At 55.2% G+C, this 20,348-nt stretch carries 26 protein-coding genes; 17 read left to right on the top strand and 9 right to left on the bottom strand.

Annotation, left to right across the window (positions count from 1 at the left end):
* The first annotated feature begins 1 nt into the window (after window position 1).
* From dinI to LQ945_RS22725, 7 genes are all read left to right on the top strand, one after another.
* On the top strand, window positions 2-241 hold the full coding sequence (gene dinI, locus LQ945_RS22755) for a DNA damage-inducible protein I (RefSeq protein ID WP_020826328.1): 240 nt from the start codon (window positions 2-4) through the stop codon (window positions 239-241).
* 134 nt (window positions 242-375) lie between these two features.
* The gene (locus tag LQ945_RS22750; protein ID WP_044549789.1) at window positions 376-654 is read left to right on the top strand and encodes a hypothetical protein; all 279 of its coding nucleotides are present in this window, start codon (window positions 376-378) and stop codon (window positions 652-654) included.
* A gap of 200 nt (window positions 655-854) precedes the next feature.
* Window positions 855-1,109, top strand: a complete 255-nt coding sequence (bssS, locus tag LQ945_RS22745) for a biofilm formation regulator BssS (protein ID WP_044549787.1) — start codon at window positions 855-857, stop codon at window positions 1,107-1,109.
* Between the two features lie 143 nt (window positions 1,110-1,252).
* Complete coding sequence (solA, locus tag LQ945_RS22740; RefSeq protein ID WP_270101787.1) at window positions 1,253-2,368, top strand: N-methyl-L-tryptophan oxidase; 1,116 nt, start codon at window positions 1,253-1,255, stop codon at window positions 2,366-2,368.
* Between the two features lie 225 nt (window positions 2,369-2,593).
* Window positions 2,594-3,220 (top strand): LuxR C-terminal-related transcriptional regulator, encoded by a 627-nt coding sequence (locus LQ945_RS22735; protein ID WP_020826324.1) that lies wholly within the window; start codon window positions 2,594-2,596, stop codon window positions 3,218-3,220.
* A gap of 132 nt (window positions 3,221-3,352) precedes the next feature.
* On the top strand, window positions 3,353-3,469 hold the full coding sequence (locus tag LQ945_RS22730; RefSeq protein WP_012006315.1) for a DUF2770 family protein: 117 nt from the start codon (window positions 3,353-3,355) through the stop codon (window positions 3,467-3,469).
* Between the two features lie 4 nt (window positions 3,470-3,473).
* Window positions 3,474-4,451 (top strand): zinc-dependent alcohol dehydrogenase family protein, encoded by a 978-nt coding sequence (locus tag LQ945_RS22725; protein WP_270101786.1) that lies wholly within the window; start codon window positions 3,474-3,476, stop codon window positions 4,449-4,451.
* Here the strand turns inward: LQ945_RS22725 and LQ945_RS22720 are convergent.
* Entirely contained in the window at window positions 4,438-5,490 is a 1,053-nt protein-coding gene (locus LQ945_RS22720) for an AI-2E family transporter (RefSeq protein ID WP_270101785.1), read from the bottom strand. The genes LQ945_RS22725 and LQ945_RS22720 overlap by 14 nt on opposite strands.
* 426 nt (window positions 5,491-5,916) lie before the next feature.
* Here LQ945_RS22720 and LQ945_RS22715 point away from each other — a divergent pair, with 426 nt between their 5' ends.
* A complete protein-coding gene (locus LQ945_RS22715) occupies window positions 5,917-6,471 on the top strand; it encodes a cytochrome b (RefSeq protein ID WP_182825164.1) in 555 nt (184 codons plus the stop codon).
* A gap of 23 nt (window positions 6,472-6,494) precedes the next feature.
* Window positions 6,495-7,073, top strand: coding sequence for a YceI family protein (locus tag LQ945_RS22710; protein ID WP_020826320.1), 579 nt, complete (start codon window positions 6,495-6,497; stop codon window positions 7,071-7,073).
* A gap of 39 nt (window positions 7,074-7,112) precedes the next feature.
* Here the strand turns inward: LQ945_RS22710 and LQ945_RS22705 are convergent, their stop codons facing one another.
* Window positions 7,113-8,183 carry a rhodanese-related sulfurtransferase gene (locus tag LQ945_RS22705; RefSeq protein ID WP_270101784.1) on the bottom strand — a complete coding sequence of 357 codons (1,071 nt, stop codon included), beginning with the start codon at window positions 8,181-8,183 and terminating at the stop codon, window positions 7,113-7,115.
* A 208-nt stretch (window positions 8,184-8,391) separates the two neighbouring features.
* Between LQ945_RS22705 and LQ945_RS22700 the strand changes: the two genes are divergently transcribed.
* A complete protein-coding gene (locus LQ945_RS22700) occupies window positions 8,392-9,489 on the top strand; it encodes an NADH:flavin oxidoreductase/NADH oxidase (protein WP_269933823.1) in 1,098 nt (365 codons plus the stop codon).
* An 18-nt stretch (window positions 9,490-9,507) separates the two neighbouring features.
* Here LQ945_RS22700 and LQ945_RS22695 read toward each other — a convergent pair whose 3' ends face one another.
* Complete coding sequence (locus LQ945_RS22695) at window positions 9,508-9,669, bottom strand: histidine kinase (protein ID WP_071827010.1); 162 nt, start codon at window positions 9,667-9,669, stop codon at window positions 9,508-9,510.
* 275 nt (window positions 9,670-9,944) lie between these two features.
* Here LQ945_RS22695 and LQ945_RS22690 point away from each other — a divergent pair, with 275 nt between their 5' ends.
* The 4 genes from LQ945_RS22690 (at window position 9,945) to LQ945_RS22675 (ending at window position 14,719) form a co-directional block, all read left to right on the top strand.
* Window positions 9,945-10,865 carry a Kdo(2)-lipid IV(A) acyltransferase gene (locus LQ945_RS22690; protein WP_044549768.1) on the top strand — a complete coding sequence of 307 codons (921 nt, stop codon included), beginning with the start codon at window positions 9,945-9,947 and terminating at the stop codon, window positions 10,863-10,865.
* Window positions 10,866-10,969: 104 nt separating this feature from the next.
* A complete protein-coding gene (locus LQ945_RS22685) occupies window positions 10,970-11,254 on the top strand; it encodes a YciI family protein (RefSeq protein ID WP_270101783.1) in 285 nt (94 codons plus the stop codon).
* 199 nt (window positions 11,255-11,453) lie between these two features.
* Entirely contained in the window at window positions 11,454-12,692 is a 1,239-nt protein-coding gene (gene mdtG / locus LQ945_RS22680) for a multidrug efflux MFS transporter MdtG (RefSeq protein WP_262241161.1), read from the top strand.
* 473 nt (window positions 12,693-13,165) lie between these two features.
* On the top strand, window positions 13,166-14,719 hold the full coding sequence (locus tag LQ945_RS22675; protein ID WP_044549764.1) for a peptide MFS transporter: 1,554 nt from the start codon (window positions 13,166-13,168) through the stop codon (window positions 14,717-14,719).
* 49 nt (window positions 14,720-14,768) lie between these two features.
* Here the strand turns inward: LQ945_RS22675 and LQ945_RS22670 are convergent, their stop codons facing one another.
* The 4 genes from LQ945_RS22670 to LQ945_RS22655 are packed head-to-tail and all read right to left on the bottom strand — an operon-like array spanning window position 14,769 to window position 16,333.
* Window positions 14,769-15,167, bottom strand: a complete 399-nt coding sequence (locus tag LQ945_RS22670) for a VOC family protein (protein ID WP_269933825.1) — start codon at window positions 15,165-15,167, stop codon at window positions 14,769-14,771.
* Window positions 15,167-15,586: a YeeE/YedE family protein gene (locus LQ945_RS22665; RefSeq protein ID WP_182825176.1), complete on the bottom strand. Its 420-nt coding sequence runs from the start codon at window positions 15,584-15,586 to the stop codon at window positions 15,167-15,169. Before LQ945_RS22665 ends, LQ945_RS22670 begins: the two co-directional genes overlap by 1 nt.
* 4 nt (window positions 15,587-15,590) lie before the next feature.
* Complete coding sequence (locus tag LQ945_RS22660) at window positions 15,591-16,025, bottom strand: YeeE/YedE family protein (protein WP_269933826.1); 435 nt, start codon at window positions 16,023-16,025, stop codon at window positions 15,591-15,593.
* The gene (locus tag LQ945_RS22655) at window positions 16,022-16,333 is read right to left on the bottom strand and encodes an ArsR/SmtB family transcription factor (RefSeq protein ID WP_269933827.1); all 312 of its coding nucleotides are present in this window, start codon (window positions 16,331-16,333) and stop codon (window positions 16,022-16,024) included. Before LQ945_RS22655 ends, LQ945_RS22660 begins: the two co-directional genes overlap by 4 nt.
* Window positions 16,334-16,473: 140 nt before the next feature.
* On the opposite strand from LQ945_RS22655, the gene LQ945_RS22650 reads away from it, so the two are divergent.
* Window positions 16,474-17,235 carry an AraC family transcriptional regulator gene (locus LQ945_RS22650; RefSeq protein WP_269933828.1) on the top strand — a complete coding sequence of 254 codons (762 nt, stop codon included), beginning with the start codon at window positions 16,474-16,476 and terminating at the stop codon, window positions 17,233-17,235.
* On the opposite strand, the gene leuA is transcribed toward LQ945_RS22650, so the two are convergent.
* Window positions 17,220-18,890: a 2-isopropylmalate synthase gene (gene leuA, locus LQ945_RS22645; RefSeq protein WP_269933829.1), complete on the bottom strand. Its 1,671-nt coding sequence runs from the start codon at window positions 18,888-18,890 to the stop codon at window positions 17,220-17,222. The two genes, LQ945_RS22650 and leuA, sit on opposite strands and share 16 nt — an antisense overlap.
* Window positions 18,891-19,097: 207 nt before the next feature.
* Here leuA and LQ945_RS22640 point away from each other — a divergent pair, with 207 nt between their 5' ends.
* Together LQ945_RS22640 and LQ945_RS22635 are read left to right on the top strand one after the other, a co-directional pair.
* On the top strand, window positions 19,098-19,475 hold the full coding sequence (locus LQ945_RS22640; protein WP_020826306.1) for a MysB family protein: 378 nt from the start codon (window positions 19,098-19,100) through the stop codon (window positions 19,473-19,475).
* Between the two features lie 62 nt (window positions 19,476-19,537).
* On the top strand, window positions 19,538-20,086 hold the full coding sequence (locus LQ945_RS22635; protein WP_115059163.1) for a GNAT family N-acetyltransferase: 549 nt from the start codon (window positions 19,538-19,540) through the stop codon (window positions 20,084-20,086).
* Between the two features lies 1 nt (window position 20,087).
* On the opposite strand, the gene LQ945_RS22630 is transcribed toward LQ945_RS22635, so the two are convergent.
* Entirely contained in the window at window positions 20,088-20,333 is a 246-nt protein-coding gene (locus tag LQ945_RS22630; RefSeq protein ID WP_156033798.1) for a YceK/YidQ family lipoprotein, read from the bottom strand.
* Between the last annotated feature and the right edge of the window lie 15 nt (window positions 20,334-20,348).

Genomic DNA, 20,348 nt, shown 5'->3' with positions numbered 1-20,348 from the left:
TATGCGTGTTGAAGTCACTATAGATAAAACCAAACCGCTACCGGCAGGCGCCATTGAAGCGCTGACTGGCGAGCTGGGTAAACGGGTAAACCGCCAATTTCCAGATGCCGTGGTTCAGGTGCGTTATGCCGGTTCTAACGGGCTTTCAGTACTGGGCGGCCTGAAAACAGATAAAGACCTGATCGAGGAGATTCTCCAGGAAACCTGGGAGAGCGCCGACGATTGGTTTAGCGCAGAATAATACTGCAAGGTAGTTTTTGCCGGGGGTCGCTCTCCGGCTTTTTTGTATCTGAAGCCCGGCACCGCGCTTAAATTTCTGCTGGAAGAAAAGCCTTATCTGGTCTGTACTGAATGCTTTAACAGGAGATCTTTGACATGGCCCCGGACAAGGTTAAAACCGAAGAAGCGATGACCTTTGGCGAACTGCTGGCGCTGATTGCCGATCAAAAACGACGCCTGAGCGTACTTGAAGTGGCATTTTCCTACCTGGCCTTTGGTTTGGATGACAAAGCCAATCAGCTATTGATTCACAGCCTGAAGCTGGAATCGCAGAATCAAAATCGTGACGCCGAAACGCAAAAGCACTTTGCCCATTTGGCCACCGAGCTGGAAAAACGGCTGCACGCCGCCCCACCCCCTTCTGAAGTTGAATGACGACGAGATACCCGTCCGGTACGCATTGGCAAGTCACGCTGCAGAATAATCGTCCAATATAAATATTTATTTTAAAAAATAAGCAGGGAAAAGCTCCACCAGTGATACCAGATGCGTATACTGTAATGGCTCACATGATGATGGGCCGCATTGATCCTCGTTAGTCACTCACGGTAGTTACTACTCAATAAGGGGTCTTTATGGACAGAAATGATGAAGTAATTCAGACGCACCCGCTTGTTGGTTGGGATATCAGTACTGTCGACGCTTATGACGCCATGATGATACGCCTTCATTACCTGTCTTCACTAGACCAGACGCCCGAAGACGCCCAAGTAGACAGAACGCTTTGGCTAACCACAGATGTCGCACGTCAATTAATCAATATCTTAGAAGCCGGCATCGCCAAGATTGAAGCAACGGATTACCAGGACCTTGATCGTAGAAAACACTAATTCACCGCACCAAAAAACCTAAGGCGCCAGCGATTTTCTCTGGCGCCTTTTTCTTTGCCCACGGGCAGCGCAACGGGTGCATTGCGGCGCTCAACCTTTTATCATAACGAAATAAGAAACGTATAACAGAGAGGTTACGGCACGTGGAATATGACTTAATTGTTGTGGGCAGCGGTTCGGTAGGTGCAGCGGCAGGCTACTATGCGACCCGGGCCGGCTTGAAAGTGTTAATGATAGACAGCGCCATGCCCCCACACCGTAACGGCAGCCACCACGGTGATACCCGCATCATCCGCCATGCCTATGGCGAAGGCGAAAAATATGTCCCGCTCATTCTCCGCGCCCAGGCCTTATGGAATGCGTTGATAAAACAAACCGGCGAAGAGCTGTTTCAGGACTGCGGCGTGCTGAATATGGGACCGGAGCAGTCTGAATTCATCCGCAATGCGCAAAACAGCACGAAGAAATTCCGTCTTAATACACAAAATCTGAGCGCAGAACAGATTAACCAACGCTGGCCGGAATTCAATGCTCCGGAAGGTTACGTTGGCGTGTTTGAACCTGACGCCGGGTTCCTGCGTTCTGAAAAGGCGGTCGCCAGCCTGATCAAACTTGCCAAAGAAGCCGGTTGCAGCCAACTGTTCAATTGCCCGGTAACGGGGGTGCAACCTGTCGAGGGGGGTGTCGAAGTGGTCACCTCCGAAGGTCGTTTTCAAGGCCGCAAGGCCGTGGTCACCACCGGTACCTGGGTCAAAGCTTTGCTGCCGCAATTGCCGATTTCGCCGCTGCGCAAAGTATTTTCCTGGCATCAGGCCGATGGCCGCTACAGCATCAACAACCGTTTCCCGGCGTTCACCGCCGAAGCCCAGGACGGCAGCCATTATTACGGCTTCCCTGCCGATAACGACGGGCTGAAAATCGGCAAGCACGATGGCGGGCAACCGATGGAAACGCCGGATCAACGCAAGCCTTTTGGCAGTTTCACCAGTGACGGAACCGAGGTGTTTCACTTTTTACGCCAATTTTTGCCGGGTGTAGGGGTATGTTTACACGGTGAAGCATGCAGCTATGATATGAGTCCAGATGAAGATTTCATTATTGATACCCTGCCGGACTGCGATCGCTTGATGGTCATCAGCGGCCTGAGCGGGCATGGTTTCAAGTTTGCCAGCGTGCTGGGCGAGATCGCCGCCCTGTTTGCCGAGGATAAAACCTTACCGGTAGATATCTCTGCCTTTACGCTCAAACGCTTCAAATAACCCTCCTCCATGGACATAATCGCCTCCGCCAACACGCCTGGAGGCGGTTATGTCCCGCAGTTACACGCTGAATTCAGCGTATCAATTTGAAATATATTGGGAATAATATTTCAACGGAAATTTCTGGCGCAAGTATCCGGATTTCCGAATTGATCCCCCGTGGTGTAAGTTCTATTTTACAGCTGATATGCCCCTGGTAATTTCTCGCTCAACAAGGACGTCACCATGAAACTGCTTGTCGTGGACGAATGCTGCTTCACCCGGGTCGGTATCGATAACTATTTTACGGACAATGTTTTCAGCCAGGTAAAATGTTGCCACAGCCTGGAACAAGCCACTCCGCTACTGGATCACTACCGCCCAAGCCATATCCTGGTCAACCTGACCAAACACTGTCGTTACAGTGAGGATGATGCTCAACTGCAGGCTTTTATCGAGGCCACCCCATCCGCACTGCTGTTTATTTATCTGGACACGCCGTACCCTTACAGCGAAACGCCGATGCGCATCGCTGACCACGCTTTCCTGTTCAACAAAGCCACATTACCCGTAACCCTGCGCATGATGCGTGAAAAGCCGGTCTCACTGATGGATTGCAGCGTGGAGCACTCTCTGTTCAGCCCGCAGGAGCTGACGGTGATGAAACACTGGATGGCGGAAATGCCCAATTACCGTATCGCAAAAAAGCTGCAAATCAGCTCGCACACCGTTTATGTGCACAAGCGCCACATCACAGAGAAAATCAACGCCCGTAATCGGCTCGAATTTTATTCGCTGTATAACGTGCTGCGCTATTTTTATCCGCCGAGCGTTCCCGTCAGCGCTATGTCACCTTCGTTGATGGCGGTATAACCGAAGCCTGCTGCAAAGCAGGCCGTTTTCACACCAAGATCCCCCCGAGACCCGACTTTGCCTTCTCGGCAGTATTAACGCTGGCAGCAAAAATACTATAATCTGCCAGTCCTTATCTTTTGGCTGCTGAGAATGCTAAACAAAATACTGTCGGCGATCGTCAACAACGTCCGCGAACATCTGGTGCTGTATATCTGCCTGTGGCTGGTGCTGTTGGCGCTGGACGTCTATTTCTTCTTTATGCCTTAACCCCATGCCGCAGACTTTTTCCCGTTTGCGCTTTAGCCGATTCGGTTCGCCGGAACAGGTGATTGCCCTGGAAGACGCCGTCATTCCAGCGCTGCAGCCCGATCAACTGCTACTGCAGATGCGCTACGCACCGATAAATCCATCGGATTTGATCCCAATCTATGGCCAGTATGCGCACCGTACTCTCCTGCCTCAGGTTCCTGGCTACGAAGGGGTTGGGGTCGCGATTGATCCTCGCGGTCAACCTACCGACAGGCGCGTGCTGACAGTCATGGGCGATGGCAGTTGGCAAAGCTTTGTCACGATCGATAGCGCCAAAACCATTTGGGTACCGGACGACATCGACGACGCCAGTGCGGCGCAAATCTACATTAATCCGCTGACCTGCTGGGTCTTGCTGACACAATGGCTGCCGCTAAACGCGGGGGACATCCTGATGATTAACGGCGGCGGTTCGGCGATCAGCCTGCTGTTTTGTCAGTTGGCGGTTTTGCGCGGTATCAGGTTGGTGGTTGTAGTACGTAATGCCGCCCATCGCCAGGCGCTGTTGAATGCCGGTGCCTGGCGGGTTGTGGAAGGACAATTACTGCAACAATACCGGCTGCAACAGCTCACGGGCCATGCGGCGCGTGCCGCTATCGACTGCGTCGGCGGTGAAGACGGCTTGCATCTGGCACTTTCGGTCAGCGTGGCCGGTGATTTTGTCGCCCTGGGGTTGCTCGGCAACCGGCAGGTGGACTGGCAGTATCTTGCTCGCCAACTCAGGCTTCGAACCTCTTTGTTTCACCTGCGTAAATGGAATGCTCAGGCAACGCCGGTGCAGTGGCAGGCCGCATTCCAACAGCTGTTCCATCTGATGAGACGCGGCCAGTTGGTGTTGCAAAGTCCGGCGGCTATTTATCCGTTGCGGCAATATAAACAGGCGCTGCAACACGCCGCCGACAGCAAAACTCAGGGGAAAATCTTCTTTACTCCGGAGTAACCGGTTTGCCTGGCTGACCATCGCCGAGAATAACCGCCAATTTATGCCCCCCTTCGGTGGTCTCCAGGGCAATGCGGGTAATAATGGTCAGCGGCACCGACAGTAGCATCCCCACCGGCCCCATCAGCCAGCCCCAGAAGATCAACGACAGGAAGACCACCAGCGTCGATAACCCAAGTCCCCGCCCCATGACACGCGGCTCCAGCATGTTGCCAATCACCAGATTGATGGCGATAAAGCCTGCGGCCACCACCAGCGCATCACCGAAGCCGTTAAACAACAGCGCCTGGATCAGGGGAGGAACCGCAGCGATCACCGAGCCGATGTTGGGAATATAATTCAGCAAAAACGCCAGCAGCCCCCAAATAAAAGCAAAGCGCACGTCGACCGCAGCTAAAAATCCCCAGACGATAACGCCGGTTGCCAGGCTGATCGCCGTTTTGATCACCAGATAACGAGTGACGCCGTCCAACGCACGCCGAATATTGGCGATGCCTTCGCTGGGTTTATCCAGTGCCTGCTGCAGTTTGTAAGGCAACAGCTGCACTTCAAACAGCATAAATACCACGGTCATCAGCAGCAGAAAAATATTGGTCATGGCGCCCGAGAAACGGCTTAACAGGCGGGTGATCAAATTAATCGCCGAGCTGGGGTCAACATACTGCAGCATCGCTTCGGGGGAGATGGTGATGTTGAGGCGATCGGCGTAATGCTGCAGCTCACTCAATTTTTCCATCATCATGCCGCGGTACTGGGGGAGCGAACGGGCAAATTCGTTAAGCGAGGCGCCCAATATGCCGATAAACAACATCAACGCCACCACGACCAGCACCACCAGTAAAGTCACACCGAGCACGCGCGGTATCCGCCAGCGTTCCAACTGCACCACCAACGGGTTCAATACCATAGAGAGAAACACCGCCAGCAAGAATGGCACCACGACTTCCGCAGCCGCTTTGACGCCGGCGAGGATAATCACCAACATCGCCAGCATAATGGCCAAACGCAGGCTTCGATCGGTCAACAGGGTTCGACCCATGACATTTCCTTTGTGTTAATTGCGCTGACCCAGAGGGTCATCCGATGATGACTTATGTTAGCAAACTCTGATGTCATGCCGCAGGGGTATTGTGGCACGGATAAAATCCCTTTTTGCCGAACATTGACTGGAAATAATCGACAACCTTGACTAGCGATTTATTCGCCACAACAACTCGCGCTATTTACGTAAAATGACAAAAGCTGACAATAATAAATAAAATCATTATTTTTCAATTAATAACAAAATACACATATGCAAGAAAAAGTATTCACTTCAACGATTTCACTGATTAACCTGACGCAATCTCGGCCAAATTCACTGATTAATATTTTAAAGAAGTAACATAGTTAAATTTATTATTGATTTTATGTTTCTTAAAGTTTAATTATTGCAGCCAGAAAATGTGGAAAGTAAGGAAACACCATGCTTTGGAAAAATACCGCCAATCGCTTTGGTCATATCTCAGTGTTGATCCACTGGTTGGTTGCGCTGACGGTGTACGGCATGTTCGCCCTGGGCCTGTGGATGGTCACATTGGGTTATTACGATGTCTGGTATCACCAGGCGCCGGAAATTCATAAAAGCATCGGTACGCTGCTGTTCATCGTCATGGTGGTCCGGGTGATCTGGCGTTTTGTTTCGCCGCCGCCCAAACCGCTGGCCAGCTACGGTCGCTTTACCCGTGTGAGTGCCATTCTGGCCCATCTGGCGCTGTATGTGGTGCTGTTCAGTATCCTGATCAGCGGCTACCTGATTTCCACCGCCGACGGTCAGCCAATCAGCGTATTCGGCTGGTTCGATATCCCCGCAACCGTCACAGGCATGGCGGAGCAGGCCGACACCGCGGGTACCATCCACCTTTACCTGGCCTGGGTCGTCGTGGTGCTGTCAGTACTGCACGCTCTGGCTGCGCTTAAACATCACTTCGTTGATCGTGATGTTACTTTGAAACGGATGCTGGGTAGCAGCGCCGATTAACCTTTGGATTTATGGAGATTGCTATGTTGAAGAAAACCGTACTGGGCTTGACCGCAGGTGCACTGCTGCTGAGCGCCGGTTCCGCGCTGGCTGCCGACTACAAAATTGACAAACAGGGCCAGCACGCCTTTATCGAATTCCGCATCCAGCACCTGGGCTACAGCTGGCTGTACGGCACCTTCAAAGACTTTGACGGCGGCTTCACCTTCGACGAAAAAGATCCGTCCAAGGACAAGGTTAGCGTCACCATCAACACCGCCAGCGTCGACACCAACCATGCTGAGCGCGACAAACACCTGCGCAGCGCAGAATTCCTGAACGTGGAGAAGAACAAGCAGGCCAAGTTTGAATCTACCGAAGTGAAAAAGAACGGTGAAGGCTATGCGGTTGTCGGTAACCTGACGCTGAACGGCGTGACCAAGCCGGTAACGCTGGACGCCAAACTGATCGGTCAAGGCAATGACCCTTGGGGCGGTTACCGTGCCGGCTTCGAAGCTAACGGTAAAATCAAGCTGAAAGACTTCGGCATCACCACCGATCTCGGCCCGGCGTCTCAGGACGTAGAGCTGATTATTTCCGTGGAAGGCGTTCGCGCGAAGTAATGCAAAAGCGCGGCAAAGCTGCCGCGCTTCTGTTCAGGCTCAGTTGGCTGGGCCTTTATCCTCTTCCGGTTCCGGAATATACATCGTGGTCTGCAATAACCCTTTCGACTTATTGAAAATCTTGATGCCATTCTCACGGCCGGCGCGGCGTGCACGCTGCTCTTCACGCGGCAGCTTCAGCTCTTCGCGGCAGATCTCGCTGCAGCAACCTTCAAATTTGGCGGCGCAGCTCGGGCACTGAATAAACAGCAGGTGACAGCCGTCATTCTTGCAGTTGGTATGGGTATCGCAGGGCGCGCCACACTGGTGGCAGTTCGCGATAACATCGTCAGAAATCCGCTCGCCCATACGCTCGTCGAACACAAAGTTTTTACCGACGAACTTCAGCGGTAGCCCCTGCTCTTTCGCCTTGCGCGCGTACTCGATAATGCCGCCTTCCACGTGATAAACGTTTTTGAAGCCGTTATGCAGCATGTAAGCGCTGGCTTTTTCACAGCGGATACCGCCGGTGCAATACATAACAATATTTTTGTCTTTATTGTCTTGCAGCATCTCGACCGCCATCGGCAACTGGTCGCGGAAGGTATCTGAAGGCACTTCAATGGCGTTTTCGAAGTGGCCGACTTCATATTCGTAGTGGTTACGCATATCGACAAACAGCGTATTCGGATCGTCAATCATCTGGTTTACGCGATCGGCCTGTAAATACTCACCGACATTCGCTGGATTGAAGCTTTCATCATCGATGCCATCGGCGACGATGCGATCGCGCACTTTCAGGCGCAGCACCCAGAAGGATTTGCCGTCGTCTTCCAGTGCGATATTCAGACGCACCTGATCCAGCGCCGGATGCGAGGCAAACAACGCGGTTTTAAACGCCTCGAACTTGTTCTGCGGTACGCTGATTTGCGCATTGATGCCCTCTTTCGCCACGTAAATGCGGCCAAACACCTTCAGTTGGTCGAACTGGACGTAGAGGCTGTCGCGAAACGCTTTGGGATCGTCGAGGGTGAAGTATTTATAAAAAGAAACTGTGGTGCGCGGCTCGGTTTCCGCCAGCATGCGCGCCTTCAGTTCCTCGTTAGAAATTCGGTTATGTAACACTGGCATGGTGTACTTTCCTGTCTTTCGGAGGTGACTGATTTGGATGCGCGCCGGCCGCAGGCCCACGCGCGGCGCACATAATACCCGAAAATGGGGCTCAAAACAGCATTAACGCGCTGGGGATACCCAACGCAGGAAACTTGACGCTGTTCACAAATCCCGATAAGCCTTAAGGGGGGCTTATCGCCAATTTACCACGGACCAGGAGGACGTCATGAGTCAGCTATTTACCCCGATTACGCTGGGGAAACTGAGTTTGCCCAACCGTATAGTGATCGCACCGATGTGCCAATACTCCGCCGATAACGGCAAGGCCACCGAATGGCATACTGTGCATCTCGGCCATTTGGCATTGTCCGGCGCAGGCCTGTTGATTGTCGAGGCCACGTCGGTCGCCCCTGAAGGGCGCATCACCCCCAGCGATCTTGGGCTGTGGGACGACGCAACGGAACAGGCGCTGGCCGAAGTGGTACAGGCGGTAAAAAAACACGCTACCCTGCCACTGGGCATTCAGCTCGGCCACGCCGGGCGCAAAGCATCCTGTGCCGTTCCCTGGGCCGGAGGGGGCCAGTTGAACAGGGCCGACGGCGGCTGGCAGACGCTGTCGGCCTCCGACATCCCCTTCGCACCGGCTGACGCCAATCCTGCGGCGATGAGCCTTGAGCAAATCGAGCAATTGAAAGCGCAGTTTGTTACTGCCGCAAAACGCGCCGACCGACTGGGTTTTGAACTGATTGAGCTGCACGGTGCGCACGGCTACCTGTTGCACCAGTTCCTGTCACCGCTGTCCAACCATCGCAACGATCGGTATGGCGGCTCGTTGCAAAACCGCATGCGCCTGCTGCTGGAAATTTATAATGAGGTGCGCGCCGTGTTTCCGGCTCATAAAGCGCTTGGCGTACGTATTTCCGCCAGTGACTGGGTCGAAGGGGGCTGGGATGAACAGCAGTCGGTAGCCTTGGCAAAAGCGCTGAAGGAGCTGGGTTGCGACTACATCCATGTTTCCAGCGGTGGCCTTTCGCCATTGCAGAAAATTCCGGTGGGGCCAAATTACCAGGTACCGTTCGCCGAGACCATCAAGCGCGAAAGCGGGCTGCCAACCATTGCCGTGGGGTTAATCACCGAGCCGGAACAGGCGGAAGCGATTGTCGCCACCGGGCAAGCGGATATGGTGGCACTGGCGCGCGGTATCCTTTACAACCCACGTTGGCCATGGCACGCCGCCGCCAAACTGGGCGAGAAGGTCAGCGCGCCACCGCAATACTGGCGTTCTGAGCCGCACGTATTGAAGGGCTTGTTTAAAAACGACTGATGATTCTGGGGTGGATGCTCAGCATCTGCCCCGGCACTCGGTAAAACCGGAAATTACCATCCCCGCCAACAGGGCGATGCCCGCTACCAACAACAACGGATTAAACTGCAGATGAGCGCCTAAGCTGCCCAACAGTGCTCCGGTGACCAATAAACCCGCACTCAACCATGAAGCCAACATGATTCCCCCTAAAATAGTTGCGCGAAATTATACGCACTCCAGGTTTACCGACCTTAGCCTTTAGGGCGTTTTAGCCCAATTAATCGCCAAATATCCCCAATCCATCACTAAAAATTATGTTTTAATGCGGTGTTTTTTCACGTTGTGCGATAAAAGTGCCACAATACTCGGTTATAAACGGCAGAAAATGGATAGACGGCCAAACCTCTTCTGGATGTAAGCCATACTATCACTCTGTTATTATCATTAAATGACTGCTTCTAAGCTGAGAACACATGACTCAAGTTCCCTCTTTTAATCGCTCTTTACTGCATCCGCGTTACTGGCTTACCTGGTTCGGCATCGGTTTGCTCTATTTATTGGTCTTGCTGCCTTACCCGATTATCTATCGTCTTGGCACGCGACTTGGCCGCTTTTCCATGCGCTTTCTCAAGCGCCGCGTGGCGATTGCCCAACGTAACCTGGTGTTGTGTTTCCCGGATATGCCACAGGCCGAACGCGATGCGCTGGTGGTGCAGAATTTTGAATCTGTCGGCATGGGGCTGTTTGAAACCGGTATGGCGTGGTTTTGGCCGAACTGGCGTATCGAACGGTGGTTCAAGGTCAGCGGGCTGGAGCACATTCAAAAAGCGCGAGACAACCATCAGGGCGTTTTGTTGATCGGTCTGCATTTCCTGACGCTCGAACTGGGTGCCCGCATCTTTGGCATTCACAATCCGGGCATCGGCGTTTATCGGCCGCACGACAACAAGCTGATGGACTGGCTGCAAACCTGGGGCCGCATGCGCTCCAACAAATCCATGCTGGACCGCAAAGACGTGAAAGGCATGATCCGGGCGCTGAAACAAGGTGACATCATCTGGTACGCCCCCGATCACGACTACGGCCCGCGCAGCAGCGTGTTCGCCCCGTTGTTCGCCGTAGAGAAAGCCGCCACCACCACCGGCAGCTACGTGCTGGTGCGAATGGGCAAACCGGCCATTATTCCCTTTACCCCACGCCGCTTGCCGGACGCTAAAGGGTATGAGCTGATTATGCAGCCGGCGGTGGAAAACTTCCCGCTGGATAATGAGCTCGAAGCCGCCGCATTTATGAACAAAGTGGTGGAGAAAGAGATCCTGATGGCACCGGATCAATACATGTGGCTGCACCGCCGCTTCAAGACTCGTCCGGAAGGCGAGCCTTCGCTCTACTGACTTCTGACCCGCCGTTTGGCGGGTTAGTTTTTTATGCCGCAGATCTTGAGAAACGGCTGCAACGGTGGGATGGTAAAGCCCTCACCGTTAATCCTGGAGCCGTTATGTACATCGTTAGCCTGACCTACCACCGCCCGATAGAAGAAGTCGACAGCCACCTTGAGAGGCACATCGCCTGGTTGAAAAAATACTTCCAGGACGGCACCTTCATCGCCTCCGGTCGTAAAAACCCGCGCACCGGCGGAGTGATCCTGGTGAAAGGCATTGATCGTTCACAGTTGGAGACCATCGTGGCGCAAGATCCCTTTAACGCCGTGGCTCACTATGAGATCACCGACGTGACCCTCTCAACCACCTCCAGCGGTTTTGAACTGCTCGCCGGGCTTTAAACACGCTTTTTTCCGCGCGCACAGCGCGGAATACTGTCTATATTCTATTTTTAAAACTTTATTTCATTTTCAGAATATCCCCTGCCACATCGATTGATGCCACCTATAATTAAGCGCATACTTATCAGGCTAACTTTTTTGCTTTGCCCCATTGCCTGTGCACACGCGCAAAGCGCTCCCCCTTTTGCAGCAGGAATTTATGGCTTCGGCACCAGAACCCATCAACTGGAAACGTAACCTTTTCGTCACCTGGCTGGGGTGCTTTCTCACCGGGGCCGCATTCAGCCTGATCATGCCCTTCCTGCCGCTCTATGTGGAAACCCTTGGCGTTACCGGCCACGAAGCGCTGAACATGTGGTCAGGGCTGGTATTCAGCATCACCTTCCTGTTTTCGGCTATAGCTTCGCCATTCTGGGGCGGTCTGGCCGATCGCCGCGGGCGCAAGCTGATGCTGTTGCGATCGGCGCTAGGCATGTCGATTGTGATGCTTTTAATGGGCATGGCGCAGAATATCTGGCAGTTTTTGGCGTTGCGCGCAGTGTTGGGCCTGCTCGGCGGTTTTATTCCCAACGCCAATGCCCTGATTGCCACCCAGGTACCGCGCAACCGCAGCGGTTGGGCGCTGGGCACCCTGTCCACCGGCGGCGTCAGCGGGGCATTGATTGGCCCGTTGATCGGCGGTTTGCTGGCCGACCAGTACGGCTTACGGCCAGTGTTCTACATCACCGCCGGCGTACTGTTGGCCTGCTTTGTTTTAACGCTGCTGTACGTCAAAGAGCAATTCACCCCGGTACAGAAGAAAGACATGCTGCACGCTCGCCAGGTTTTCGCGGCGCTGAAAAGTCCCAAACTGATCCTCAGCCTGTTTGTGACCACCATGATTATTCAAATTGCCACAGGCTCCATTGCGCCGATTCTGACGCTGTACGTGCGCGATTTGGCCGGCAATATCCATAACCTGGCCTTTGTCAGCGGCCTTATCGCTTCAGTCCCCGGCGTCGCCGCGCTGATGAGCGCACCGCGGTTAGGCAAGCTGGGCGACCGAATTGGTCCGGAACGCATTCTGGTATTTATGCTGATCGTGTCGGTGCTGTTGCTGATCCCCATGGCCTTTGTGCAATCCCCATGGCAGCTCGGCGTGTTGCGCTTCCTGCTTGGTGCCGCCGATGGCGCGCTGTTGCCGGCGGTGCAAACGTTGCTGATCTATAACTGTACCAATCAGGTGGCAGGCCGGATCTTCAGCTATAACCAGTCATTCCGGGATATAGGCAACGTCAGCGGCCCGCTGATGGGCGCGGCGGTTTCCGCCAGTTACGGCTTCCGAGCCGTCTTCTGCGTGACCGCGATGGTGGTGCTGTTCAACGCAATTTACTCCTGGTGGTGTTTGCAACGTCGCCCGAGGCGAATGCGAGAAGACACCCTGCAAGAGGAGCAATAGCCGCATTTATCACCAGTTCTGTCCTCATAAAGGGTCGACGGCCTGTTTACCCTACTTTTCGTGTTGATACCCTCACTTCCTCTCGTCACGCTCACCACAAGAAAAACAATCATATAATTATTTGTTTTTAAACAAATAAACAACTTTTAGCGCAATAAATCGCCTGTCAATAACATTCCCTCTCCAACCAACATAAAAACCAGGAAAGGAGATGTTTGTCGACTTTTCATCTAAAAAATGGGATACAGGGACTAGACAAAACCATCATCCAGTTATCAAATGGTTAAATAATATCACGCCAGTTGTAAATCATTGGCCAAGTGAAAAAAGGCTAACGCGCTTTCCACGGTTAACGGGCGCTGCGGCAACGGTTTTGTCGGGTAATCCACATTGGGTGGATCACCTTCCTTAAATACACATACATACCACAGTATAAGCTGCATCATTGCGGCGCATTTTATTGGGAAGACGTTATGCAATCCTCTGTTAATAAACAAGAAAGCCGGACCTTCTTCGGCCATCCTTATCCGCTCGGATCCCTGTTCTTTACCGAAATGTGGGAGCGGTTCTCGTTTTACGGCATTCGCCCATTACTGATCCTGTTTATGGCCGCTACGGTGTACGACGGCGGTATGGGATTGGCACGTGAAAACGCCTCCGCGATTGTCGGCATTTTCGCCGGCAGCATGTACCTGGCTGCCCTGCCGGGCGGCTGGTTGGCGGATAACTGGCTTGGCCAGCAAAAAGCGGTGTGGTACGGCTCGATTCTGATCGCGCTCGGCCACCTGTCGATCGCACTGTCCGCCATCATGGGCAACAACCTGTTCTTTATCGGCCTGATGTTTATCGTACTCGGGTCCGGCCTGTTCAAAACCTGTATCTCGGTGATGGTCGGTACGCTGTATAAGAAAGGCGACAACCGCCGCGACGGTGGCTTCTCGCTGTTTTATATGGGTATCAACATGGGCTCGTTCATCGCCCCGCTGATCTCCGGTTGGTTGATCCGTTCCCACGGCTGGCATTGGGGTTTCGGCATCGGTGGGATCGGGATGTTGGTGGCGCTGGTGATCTTCCGCGTCTTTGCGGTTCCGGCGATGAAACGCTATGACAGCGAAGTCGGCCTGGACTCCACCTGGAATAACCCGGTCGCCAAGAAAAACGGTGTCGGGCGCTGGCTGCTGGCGTTAGCCGTCGGCGTGGCGGTGATTATCACCCTGATTGCCCAAGGCATCATCGTGATTAACCCGGTAGCGGTGGCCAGCATGCTGGTTTACGTGATTGCCGCCTCGGTGACCCTGTACTTCATTTATCTGTTCGTGTTTGCCGGCCTGAGCCGCAAAGAGCGTGCCCGCCTGCTGGTCTGCTTTATCCTGCTGGTGTCGGCCGCCTTCTTCTGGTCCGCGTTCGAACAGAAACCAACCTCGTTCAACCTGTTCGCCAACGACTACACCAACCGTATGATCGGCGATTTCGAGATCCCGGCGGTTTGGTTCCAGTCAATCAACGCCCTGTTTATTATCCTGCTGGCACCGGTATTTAGCTGGGCATGGCCGGCCCTGGCACGTAACAAGGTACGCCTGAGCAGCATCACCAAGTTCGTTATCGGCATTCTGTTCGCCGCGGCAGGCTTTGGCCTGATGATGCTGGCAGCGCAGAACGTTCTGAGCAACGGCGGTGCCGGTGTGTCTCCGATGTGGCTGGTGGGCAGTATCCTGATGCTGACGCTGGGCGAACTCTGCCTTAGCCCAATCGGCTTGGCGACCATGACCCTGTTAGCCCCGGAAAGAATGCGCGGTCAGATGATGGGCCTGTGGTTCTGTGCCAGCGCGCTGGGTAACCTGGCTGCCGGCCTGATCGGCGGCCATGTTAAGGCCGACCAACTGGAAATGCTGCCTAACCTGTTCGCACGCTGCTCGATTGCGCTGCTGATTTGTGCCGCGGTGCTGACCCTGTTGATCGTCCCTATCCGTCGCATGATGGAAAATACTCAAGGTAAAAGCGCGCAGAAACCGGCGACCAACGCCTGATAGCCTTTTCGCTTTACCCTTTCAGCCAGCGCCCGGTGCGCTGGTTTTTTTATTCCCCCCACGCCCGCTGTTGCAGCACCACCCGGTAACCGTCCGGATCCTCGAACGTCTGCCCATGGGCATCCCAATAAGGGTTGTATGCCGCAACGCGCCGAAAACCGGCGGTCAGCATGCGCTGGCATCCTGTAACCCACTCCTGTTCATCCGGTAAATAAAACACCAGCAAGTGATCCTGCGTCGGCGCCTGCCCCACCGCCACTCCCCGATGATGGGTAAACTCAAGGTGATAACCCCGCTGCGGGTGCCCGACCATTATGCCGTCAAAACCCTGATGATCGCGGAATTCACCCAACCGTTCGAAGCCCAGGCCCTGGCAGTACAGGGTCGCAATCTCCTGCAATCTGTCGGTCGGGCGCGCAATGCGCAACACCGCGTTAGCTATCGGCATTATTTTCTCCAAAACAGAATAACTTCATACAACGCCATTCCCGCCAGCATTGCCGCAACGAACTGCCAGCCGGCTAACGAGCCCGCACCGGCCAGTACCCAGGCTGGGCCGGGACAGATGCCCGCCATTCCCCACCCGATGCCAAACAACGCGCTGCCGGCCAATAAGCGACGGTCGATGCGGCGGGAAGACGGAAGTTGTACTGTTTCACCCAGCAAGGTACGCGGTCGGCGGCGAACCCAAAAGAACGCCGGTGCCGCCACCGCAATCGCTCCCACCATCACCAGGGCCAGTGACGGATCCCAGTGGCCGGTGACATCGAGAAAGGCCAGCACCTTGGCGGGATTGGCCATTCCGGCGACGATCAGACCAAGACCAAAGATGGCGCCACTCAGTAAGGCAAACACGGATCGGTACATGACGTTAAACTCCTCCCCACTGGCGGACGGCCCATACCGTAATAAACCCCAACAGCATAAATACCGCCGTGGCCATCAGTGAACGCGGAGACAATCTCGCCATGCCGCAAACACCGTGGCCGCTGGTACAGCCGCCGCCCAGGCGAGTCCCCAGCCCGACCAATACCCCGGCGGCGATCAGCCATAAACTGCTGCCGCTAACCGGCATGTCCGGTAAAGGCCTGACGATACGATACAACCAGGGCGAAACCAGCAACCCGACAAGAAATGCGAGCCGCCAGCCTTTCTCTTTGCCCAGCGGCGTCAGCAGGCCACCGGTAATGCCGCTGATGCCGGCGATGCGGCCATTAAACAGCAACAACAGCGCCACCGCGCTGCCGATAATCCCCCCGCCGACCAGCGCAGACAGCGGGGTAAAATGCAGCCAGTCGAGGGTCATGGCCTCTCCTCCCGTGCCGGGCAATAGAGTTGATATAAAGTATTAAGCAGCGCCAGCGCCTTCCGATCGCAAACGGCATAGTAGATTTGTTTGCCGTCGCGCCGCGTTGACACCAGTCCTTCCTGGCGCAGTACGCCAAGCTGTTGCGAAAGCGTCGGCTGGCGGATCTCCAGCGCCTGTGACAGCTCCCCCACCGACATCTCGCCCTGGCTGAGTTGACACAGCAGCAGCAAACGATCTTCATTGCCCAGCGTCCGCAGCAACGCCCCGGCCTGCGTTGCCGCCTGCCGCATACTGTCGATATTCATCGTCCCCCCAAACAATTTACTAAATTATATATTGTTTATTTATAGACTATAACGCCTCGCCGCACCAGAGGCTGGTGCGAAAGGTATCGGCGTGGCATGCTGCCATTATGATTTTCCGAGGACCGGGGATGCCCCAATAAATGCTGCTTTTTCATGACGCTGTGCCCGCGAACCGCTCGATTGTGCCGGTCGCCAAAGATTATCAGCACGGCGAGTTCGAGCCGCCGCATTACCACGATTGCGCACAGTTGATTCATAGCCTGAGCGGCGTAGTGCAGGTGAATACTCGTCTGGGCAGTTGGGTGGTGCCCCCCGGTCGCGGCGTCTGGCTGCCCGCTCGGGTAGAACACAGCCTACAGATCACCGGTAAAGTGGCGGCGAGAGCGCTGCTGGTGGATCCGCTGGCGCGCGCCGATCTGCCGGCAAGCTGCGAAGTGGTGCAGATATCACCGTTGCTGCGTGAATTGATTATCTGCGCGATGGACATTCCTGCGGATTACCCCACAGGAGGCCGTGAAGAGCGGATCATGGAGTTGATCCTGGATGAACTGCGCGTACTGCCTATTTTGCCGCTGAATTTGCCTGAGCCACGCAGCGATGCTTTGTTGACGCTGTGCCGACATATTCAGCAATCGCTGGCCCACCCCTGGGAGTTAGAGCAGGCGGCCCGCTACATCAACGTCAGCGGCCGCACGCTGTCACGACGTTTTCAACGAGAAACCGGGCTGCGTTTTGGCGACTGGGTGCGCCGCGCCCGTTTGCTGGCAGCATTGAATGCCCTGGCCGCCGGACATTCGGTGCTGGAAGTGGCGCTGGATTTGGGCTATGACAGCCCCAGTGCTTTCAGCGCCATGTTCCGCCGCCTGCTGGGCGTAGCGCCCAGTGCTTATTTCGCTAAATAACGCGCGGCCACGTTGAACAGCGCCTGCAGGGAAGCGCTGGCGGAATCGACATCGATGCCGACCCCGTAAGCCGCCTCACCGTGCGCCAGCGTGCAGCGAATATAGGCCACGGCACGGCTCTGGCTCTGGTGCCCCAGCGTATGTTCATGGTAGTCCTCTATCGCCATATTCAGACCAAAGCGCTGGCGCAGCGCATCCACCGCGCTGGACAACAAACCGTTCCCTACCCCCAGCAGCCTTTGCTGTTGCCCTTCGAACAACACCCTGGCACTGAAACTGTAAGCCTCGATGCTGTGGCTTTCGGTCTGATAGCTCAGCAACTGCAGCCGCGGTTGTTCAACCAAACCATAGCTGATTCTAAACAGCCGCCACAGCTCGGCGGTGGTCATCTCTTTGCCGCTGCCGTCGGTCGCCTGCTGCACCACCTTGCTGAAATCAATTTGCAGCCCACGCGGCAACGACAGCCCGTGGTTCTGCTCCAGCAGCCAGGCGGCGCCGCTTTTGCCCGACTGGCTGTTAACCCGGATCACCGCCTCATAGCTGCAGCCGACGTCCGCCGGATCGAGCGGTAAATAAGGCACCTGCCACAGGCCGTCCTGCCTCTGCTGTTGGGCGGCAAAGCCTTTTTTGATCGCATCCTGATGAGAGCCGGAAAAGGCGGTGAACACCAACTCACCGGCGTAAGGATGACGGGGATGCACAGGCAGTTGGTTGCACTGCTCGACCACCTCCACCACCTGCTTCAGTTGGCTGAAATCCAGCCCCGGGGCAACGCCCTGGGTATACAGGTTGAGCGCCAGCGTCACCAGATCAACGTTACCGGTACGTTCACCATTGCCGAACAGACAGCCCTCGACCCGATCGGCACCGGCCAGCATCGCCAGCTCGGCACAGGCCACTCCGGTGCCACGATCGTTGTGCGGATGCACGCTGATGGTCACCCGGTTGCGCTGACTGAAACGGCGGCAGAACCACTCAATCTGGTCGGCATAGACGTTCGGCGTACTGACCTCCACCGTGGCCGGCAGGTTGATGATCATCGGCCGCCCCGGCCCGGGCTGCCAGACATCGGCAACGGCCTCGCAGATTTCCAGCGCAAACTCCAGCTCGGTAAAACAGAAAGTCTCCGGCGAATATTCGAAGGTCCAGGCCGTTTCCGGCTGCTGCTCGCACTGCTGACGAATCCGCAGCGCGCCATTAACCGCCAGCGCTACCGTCGCCGCCTTGTCCTGTTTGAAGACGATTTCCCGGAACATCGGTGCGGTAGCGTTATACAGGTGCACGATAGCGCGCGGTGCGCCACGCAACGCTTCAAAGGTACGGTCGATCAAATCGTCTCGCGATTGGGTCAGCACCTGAATGCTGACGTCGTCCGGGATCAATTGCTCATCAATCAGCGAGCGGACAAAATCGAAGTCCGTTTGCGAGGCGGAAGGAAACGCCACCTCGATCTCTTTGAACCCGCACGCCAGAAGCATCTGGTAAAACTGGCGCTTACGGACGTTATCCATAGGTTCTGCCAGCGCCTGATTGCCGTCACGCAGATCGCTGGAGCACCAGCGCGGTGCCTGCTGCAAAGTGCGGCCGGGCCACTGGCGATCCGGTAAAGTCACGGGCGGGAACGGACGGTATTTGATGGAAGGGTCGGTTAACATGGCACTCTCCTGGCGGTAATAAGCAATGCCCTATTATTTCCCGCCGCGATCTCCCCTGCTCCCGCTTAGCAGACAACCATCGTCGCGAAACGGACAACAAAAAAATTTGCATCCTGCGCCAGTACGGCAACAATTAATTTTGACGTTTGCCATGGCGCTTCAGCGCCCCCAGCCCCTGAGCAAAGCTTTTCCTGACTGGAGAAAAATATGAGCCTGTATGCAACCCTGGAAGAAGCCGTTGAAGCGGCGCGCGAGGAGTTTATCGAGTCTGCCGAAGGCGGTAACGACGACGAACCGCCGGTGCCGCAACAATTCAATCTGCAAAAATACGTGATGCTGGATGGTGATATCATGTGGCAGGCCGAATTCTTTGAACAAGAAGGCGAATCGGTCGAGTGCCTGACGTTACGCAGCGGCGCCGCTGCTCAGGCTATTTTCGACGGGGATTATGACGAAGTCGAAATCAGCGCCGAATGGATTGAGGAAAATACGCTGCACGAGTGGGAAGAAGGAGACTTCCAGCTCGATCCGCCGTTGGATACCGAAGAGGGCCAAACAGCCGCCGACGAGTGGGATGAGCGTTGAATGATAACGGGCGGGAGCAGACAATCCCCCGCCCTTCACCCTATGATTTTCTGAGAGGCTGCATGATTATCCGCCAGGCACGTCCCGAAGATTTCCCCGCAATTTTGCAACTGCAAACACAAAACACCCCGGCAAACTTGAGCGACAGCCAAAAGCGCCAGGGGTTTATCGTCTCACGCATGAATGAGGCGCAGCTCACAAGCATTAACCAGGGGCTGGGCATTTTGGTAGCGGTTGAAGGTGAAGCCCTGGCCGGGTTTGTCTGCCTGATGCCGACGAATGCGCAACCGCACCCGCCGGTGGTGGATGCGATGCTGGACACGCTGGCCGGTCAATCATTCAAGGGACGGCCACTGAGTGAGCAGCGGGTGTTTCTGTATGGTCCGGTGTGCCTTGACAGCGCCTGGCGTGGCAAAGGCGTACTGAAGCAGCTCTACGCCGCCGTCAAGGCGCGTACCCGCAAGGAGTTCGACGTGGGTGCACTCTTTATCGACGACAGTAACCCGCATTCGTTGGCGGCTCATGTGCAGGGATTGCAGATGACGGCGCTGGCCCCGTTCCGCTGTGGCGATCAGGGTTACCAACTGGTGGTATTTGCCACCGGGGATTAGCTTACTCGTAGGGGCCGTGTTGGGCGTCAAACGGCAGCATAAAGGTATCTACCACCATCGACAGCGGCACATCAATGACCGTGATATACCGCCAGGGGCTGTCGCGCAGATCCCACTGAACGCCCGGATAATATTGATGGCCGTGCCCGGCTCCCGGCACCGTGCGACTGATAATGCTGCCGCAGCCGGTTAACGCCGTGACTCCTGCCACCACCACTACCAGACGAAGAAGAGAAGAGAGATTCACCAAAATGACTTTTGC

This window comes from Serratia liquefaciens (assembly GCF_027594825.1).
Taxonomy (GTDB): Bacteria; Pseudomonadota; Gammaproteobacteria; order Enterobacterales; family Enterobacteriaceae; genus Serratia; species Serratia liquefaciens_A.
The sequence above is the reverse complement of the archived record's forward strand: the minus strand, read 5'-3'. Positions and strand labels throughout refer to the sequence as shown.